Annotated in this window: 3 protein-coding genes; all 3 read right to left on the bottom strand. The window is 76.6% G+C overall.

Going from position 1 to position 6,127, the window contains the following annotated elements:
• Positions 1–146: 146 nt before the first annotated feature.
• Complete coding sequence (locus UW392_RS01045; protein WP_320772898.1) at positions 147–1,118, bottom strand: ABC transporter permease; 972 nt, start codon at positions 1,116–1,118, stop codon at positions 147–149.
• Positions 1,115–2,698, bottom strand: a complete 1,584-nt coding sequence (locus UW392_RS01040) for an ABC transporter substrate-binding protein (RefSeq protein WP_320772897.1) — start codon at positions 2,696–2,698, stop codon at positions 1,115–1,117. Before UW392_RS01040 ends, UW392_RS01045 begins: the two co-directional genes overlap by 4 nt.
• Before the next feature lie 56 nt (positions 2,699–2,754).
• On the bottom strand, positions 2,755–6,127 hold a 3,373-nt coding region (locus UW392_RS01035), incomplete at its 5' end, for an SDR family NAD(P)-dependent oxidoreductase (RefSeq protein ID WP_320772896.1).

The raw sequence follows: 6,127 nt of genomic DNA, 5'->3' as shown, positions 1-6,127 counted from the left end.
CGGCGCCCAGGGCGCGGCGACCGTGCGCTCCGGCGGGTGCGGGGCGGCGTACCGGCCGAGCGGCACGCACACCAGCAGGACGACGGCCGCGGCCACCGGCACCGTACGGCGGGTGACCGTGGCGGGCATCGGCGTCGTGCGGATCCTCACAGGTCACCTCGCGCGGTCCGCGCCACGGTGTCGGGTACGGCGGCGGTGCGGTGGGCCCTCGGGCCGGCCAGCTCCGCCAGGTCGGCCAGGAGCATGACCAGCAGCAGGACGACGGCCGGGAGGAGGGCGGCGGCCTGGACGACGGGGACGTCCCGCACCGCCACGGCGGACACCAGCAGCTGTCCGGTGCCCGGGTAGCCGAACACCGTCTCCACCAGGGCCGTTCCCGCGACGAGGCCGCCCGCCAGCAGGGCCGTCACCTGGAGCGCCGGCACGTACAGGAAGGGCAGGACGTGCCGGCGCAGGACGAGCGGGGCGGGCAGGCCGCGCACCGTCGCGTCGGTCACGTGCGGCCGGCGCAGCGCGTCGGCCAGGGCCCCGCGCAGCAGGGCGGTGGCGAAGGCGGCCGAGGGCAGGGCCAGGGTCAGGGCGGGCAGCACGAGGAGCTCGGGAGCGGCCAGGGGCGAGCCGCCGGGCGGCAGCAGGGACACGGCGGGCAGCCAGCCCAGCAGTCCGGCGAGGACCGCGCCGAGCACGGCGGCGTAGACCGGCTGCGGCACGGCGGCCAGGCCGGTGGCGGCCGAGCCGCCCCGGCCGCCGCGCAGGTACGCGGCGCCCAGGGCCGTCACGGTCAGCAGCGCGGTGACGGCCAGCGCGGCCCCGACCAGCGTGACGGTGGCGGGCAGCCGCTCGGCGAACAGCGCCGCCACGGGCCGCCCGCCCGAGAGCGAGCGGCCGAAGTCGCCCCGCACCACGCCGTACAGCCAGTCCAGGTAGCGCACCACGGCCGGCCGGTCCAGGCCGAGCCGCTCGCGTTCCGCCGCGATGTCCTCCGCCGGGACCCGTCCCGCCGTCCGGAGCTCCCCGGCGTCGCCGGGGAGCAGTTCGGTGGCCGCGAAGACCACGACCGTGGCGGCCACGGTCAGGACGGCCGCACGGCCGGCGCGGCCGACGAGGGACGGCTTCATCCGGCGAGCCACACCTGGTCGACGAACATGCGCTGGAAACCGGGGCCGTCGGGCAGTCCGCGCACGCCGGACGCCGCGAGGTCCAGTCCGTCACCGGTGCCCCAGACGACGTAACCGCCGTCCTCCCACAGCTCCTCCTGGATGCCGGCGAGCAGTTCCCGGCGCTCCGCCTCGTCCGCGGTGGCCATGGCCCGCTCGAAGCCCTCGTCGAAGCTGTCGCTGCGCCAGGCGGTCTCGTTGGTGGGCGAGTCGGACAGCAGGCCGACCCGGGTGAGGTCGGTGAAGGAGATGCCGCCGTAGTAGCCGGTGTAGAAGGCCTTCTTCGCGTAGACGGCCGTCCAGTAGGTGTCGGCGGGCTCGACCTTCACCTTCGCCCGGACCCCGATGTCCGCGAGTTGCTGGGCGTAGAGGGTGGCCGCGGTGTCCATGCCGGGGTAGGAGGTGGTGGTGTGCAGGGTGACGGACAGTCCGTCCGCGTGACCCGCCTCCGCCAGCAGCCGCTTGGCCTCCGCCACGTCCCGGGTGCGCTGGGGCAGGTCCGTGGGCGTCGAGGGGTCGTACGGGGTGGGAAGGTCGTTGGCGATCTTCCCGTAGCCCAGGTACACCGTGTCGACCAGGGCCTTGCGGTCGGCCGCCAGCCGGAAGGCCGCGCGGACCCTCGGGTCGTCGAACGGCGCGGTGTCCAGGCGCATGACGAACGGGTACTCGGTGACCCCCTCCCGGCGTACCACCTGGGTGCCGCCCGAGGCACCGGCGCTCTCCGCGCTCCTGACGGCGGCCGGGCTGACGCTGCCGGCGACGTCGGCCTGCCCGGAGGTGACGGCGTTGGCCCGTGCCTGCGGGTTGGCGACGGCCTGGATCTCGATCCGGTCCAGGTGCGGCCGCTCGCCCCACCAGCCGTCGTTGCGGGCCAGGACACTGGCCTGGGCGCTGGTCTCCACGACCTTGTACGGACCCGAGCCGGGCACGGCGCGGGTGAAGTCCTCGGTGCCCTCGGGCACCACGAAGCTGACGGACTCCAGTGCCTTGGGCGCGTCGGCCATCGGGACACGGGTGGCCAGGACCACGGTGTACGCGTCGGGCGCCGTGGACCTCGCCATGTCGAAGTCGGCGAGCCGGCCGTAGTTCTCGGCGGCCTTGTCCGCGATGCGCCGCAGCGAGTACAGCACGTCGGCGGCGCGCACCCGGGTGCCGTCGGTGAAGCGGGCGTCCTTGCGCAGGGTGAAGGTCCACCGCTGCAACGCGTCGTCGGGTTCCCAGGCCGTGGCGAGCCGGGGACGGCTCTTCCCGTCCTTCCCGGGCACGGTCAGGACGTCGTACGTGAGGGCGAAGCGCAGGACGTCGGACTCGTTGCCGAGGCCGCCGTGCGGATCGTCGCTGGCGGTGGCGGGGGAACCGGCGACCGCGTAGCGCAGGGTGCCGCCGTCGGCCGGGGTGGCGGAGGCGGTGGACGCGGCGGGGCCGGTGGTGTCCGTGGCGGACGTGCAGGCGCTCAGCGGCAGTGCGACGGCGAGCGCCGTCAGGGCGGTGAGGACCGATCTGCGGGACGCGAGGGCAGGGGGGAACGAAGGCTGGGTCATGGTCGCTTTCCGCGGGGTTCCGGTGAAGTGGTGACGGGTGGGGTGTCGGGCGGGGTTCAGCGGCCGGCGCGTACGGCGGCCAGGGCCCGGTCGACGAGGGCGGCGGTCCGGCGTACCGCCGGGTCGTGCAGCAGTGAGTAGTGGTGGCCCTCGACGGTGTGCGCGTCGACCGGGCCGCCGACGTGCGGCAGCCAGCCCAGGGCGGGCAGGTCGCCGGCGTCGTCGACGCCCATGCCGACGCCGGCGTTGTGCGGCGAGGGCCGGGAGGCGGCGACGAGCAGCAGCCGGGTGGCCGGGTCGGTGAGGTGTCCGGCCTTGTGGTCCGCCAGCGCCCGCAGGTGGCGTTCGAAGACCTCCAGCCGCCGGTCGGCGGTGTCCCTCGGGCTGAGCAGGCCCGCCGTCCGCAGGCGTGCGGTGACGGCCTCGCGCACCGCCGCCGCGTCGGCGCCGGCGCCGGGGTCGAGGTCCGGGCCGAGGCCCAGGTCCACGTCGAGGAACGCCTCCAGTGAGCGCAGGTAGCGGACGGCGGCGAAGGCGGTGTCCTGGTCGCGGTCGGTGCCGCCCAGGGTCCGGATGCGGTCGGGGGTGTTGGAGTCGATCAGGACCAGGAGGTCGGTCCGTTCACCCCGCCGTTCGAGTTCCACGGCCATCTGGTGGGCGACCGTGCCGCCCATCGACCAGCCGCCCAGCAGGTACGGGCCGTGCGGCTGGTGGGAGCGGACCGCGGCGAGGTAACGGGTCGTCATCTCGGCGATGGTCCGCGGCCCCCTGCCGCCGGTCAGGGCGGGGTCGGTGAGCGCCACCACGGGGCGGCCGTCGGTGAGGAGGCGGGCGAGTTCGCCGTAGCAGAGCACGTCCCCGCCCGAGGGGTGCATCAGGAACAGCGGGCGGTCGTCCCGGTCGCTGCCGCTGGTGCCGTCGCGCAGCAGCAGGGCGGCGTCCGCGTCGGCGTCATGGGTGGCGGGAACCTCGTCCGCGTCCCACAGCTCCGGCGCGTCGGCCAGCCGGCGCACCCGTTCCGCGTAGGCCGTGAACGCCGCGTCCGCCTCGTCGGCGGGCAGCACGCTCTCCAGGACGTCCCACTGCAGCAGGAGCGCCCCGTGCTGCTCGATCACCTGGTGGTCGAGCCAGGTCTGCGGGGTGCTGCTCACGCCGTGCACGGGGGTGCCGGCCCAGTCCAGGTCGTGATCGCCGCCGAGCGGGCCCGACAGTCCCAGGGCGCTGGTGAAGACGACGGGGACGGACTCGGTGCGCCCGGTGCGCGCGGACTTCTCGGCGAGCAGGTCCAGCGCGGAGAACTCCCGGTGGTCCAGGTCCTCGAACAGGGTGCGCTGGGCGCGGGCGGCGGCGTCGGCGAAGCGGGTGCTCCCCGAGCGGTCCACCGTGTGCAGCATGAGCGAGGTGAAGTCGCCGACCACGTCGTCCGCGCCCGGGAGGTGGGCCGGCCGGTCGAAGAGGGTGAGGGTGACGGAGAACCGGTCCTGCCCCGCCCACCGCGCGAGCGCCTCCCCGTAGGCCGCCAGGAGGACGACCGTGGGGGTCAGGCCGCGCCGGGCCGCCTCGGCCTTGAGGGCGTTCCAGCGGTCCGGCTCCAGACGGGCGCTGCGGCGGGCGAAGCGGGGCCGCTCGCCCGGCTCCTGGGGGCGTACGGGGAGCGCGGGCGCGCCGGGCAGCTCGCCCGCGTCCAGCCGGGCGCGCCAGTGGGCGGCGGCCCGGGCGTACTCGGGGCCCTCGGCACGGCGCTCCAGCGCGGCCACGCACTCCGCGAACGTGGTGCGCAGCGGCGGCAGTTGCGCATCCGGGTCGCGGTAGAGGGTGCGCAGCTCCCGGTCCCAGATCAGGTAGCTGGCCGTGTCGCACACCAGGACGTCGACGTTGACGAACAGGCGGACGACGTCGCCGGGCAGCCGGGCCGCCCGGATGTCGACCAGGGGCCAGCGGCCCGGGCGGGGCTCCCGGCGCACCATGCGGTCGCGGACCCGCTCCAGCCTCCGGGCGCGCTCGGCCCCGTCGTACCCGGTCAGGTCCTGGACGCGGATGCGGTAGCGGGGCACCCGGTCGAGGACGCGGTTGCGGCCCTCCGGCGAGATGACCGCGCGCAGCATCGGATGGCGGGCGATCACCGCGTTCCACGCCGCCTCGTAACGGTCGGTGTCCAGGCCGGGGCAGTCGTACTCCAGGTGGAAGGAGCACGGGACGTCGCCCAGGCGGTAGCCGCCCGACCCGCCGATCCAGTAGGCGTGCTGCACCCGGGTGAGGGGGAACTCCCGCGGACCGTCGCCGGGCGCCGCGTCCACGTGTGCGGGAGCGGCGGGGACGGGTCCCCTCTCCGAGCCGGGCAGCAGCGGGGCCAGGGCGGCGACGGTCGGCCGGGCGAGCAGGTCCTGCAGGCGCAGGTCGGCGCCGTGGTCGTCGCGCAGCCGGGCGAGCATCCGGGTGGCCAGCAGGGAGTGGCCGCCGAGGGCGAAGAAGTCGGCGTCGCGGTCGGTGACGGGGAAGCCGAGCAGGTCCGTCCAGACCTCGGCGAGCCGGGTCTCCGCGCCGCTGCGGAACCCCGGACCGCCCGCCGGTGCCGCTGCCGTGGGCGCGTCGGCGGCGGGTACGGCGGTGGGGGTGCCCGCCGTACGGGGGGCGAGGTCGGCCGGGGAGACCGCGACGGAGGCCGGGACGCGGTCCCGGAGCGCCGGCGCGAGCAGCCGGTCCACGGTGCGCGCGCCGTCCGCCAGGCCGATCGAGTGCCGGGAGGCCACGGTCCGTTCGGTCCCACCGGGGCCCACCCGCCAGCCGTCCCACGCCACGCTGATCCAGCGGGGCGCGTCCGGGCCCGTGGGCCGCTCGTGCTCGGCCAGCGCGTCCAGGAAGCGGTTGACGGCGGCGTACGGGGCGAGGCCCAGGCCGCCGACGAACGCGGTGGCCGAGGACATCAGCAGCACGGTGGCCGGGCGGCGGCCGGCCGGGAGGGCGTGCACGGCGGTGCGCAGTGCCAGGGCCGCGGTGACCTTGGCGTGCGCGTGGGCGCGCACGGTGTCCTCCTCGGTGGCCCGCAACGGTGCGACGGCTGCGGAGGCGACCACTCCGGCGGCGTGCACGACCAGGTCCAGCGGGCCGTGCCGGTCGGTGAGTTCGCGCAGCAGGTCCGTGGTGGCGGCGGGGTCGGCGGCGTCCGCCGCGCGGACCTCGATGTCGGCGCCGGAGTCCCGCAGGAGGCGTACGGTCTCCGCGCGCGCCGCCCGGTCGCCGCCCGGCGCGGCGTCCGGGTCGAGTCCGGTGCGGCCGGTCACCACGACCCGCCGTCCGGAGCGGGCCAGGTGCCCGGCCAGGGCCAGGCCCACGTCCCCGAGACCGCCGAGCACGACCGCCGTACCGGTGGCGGGAGCGGTGCCGCTGCCGGGGGCGGTGCCGGGAGCCGCGCCGACGCCCGGGCCGACG

It is taken from the genome of Streptomyces sp. CRN 30 (assembly GCF_034105845.1).
The sequence above is the reverse complement of the archived record's forward strand: the minus strand, read 5'-3'. Positions and strand labels throughout refer to the sequence as shown.

Bases quoted from the DNA above. Each gene is read 5' to 3' on its own strand.
- UW392_RS01040 (WP_320772897.1), bottom strand. From the start codon at position 2,698: ATGACCCAGCCTTCGTTCCCCCCTGCCCTCGCGTCCCGCAGATCGGTC.
- UW392_RS01045 (WP_320772898.1), bottom strand. From the start codon at position 1,118: ATGAAGCCGTCCCTCGTCGGCCGCGCCGGCCGTGCGGCCGTCCTGACC.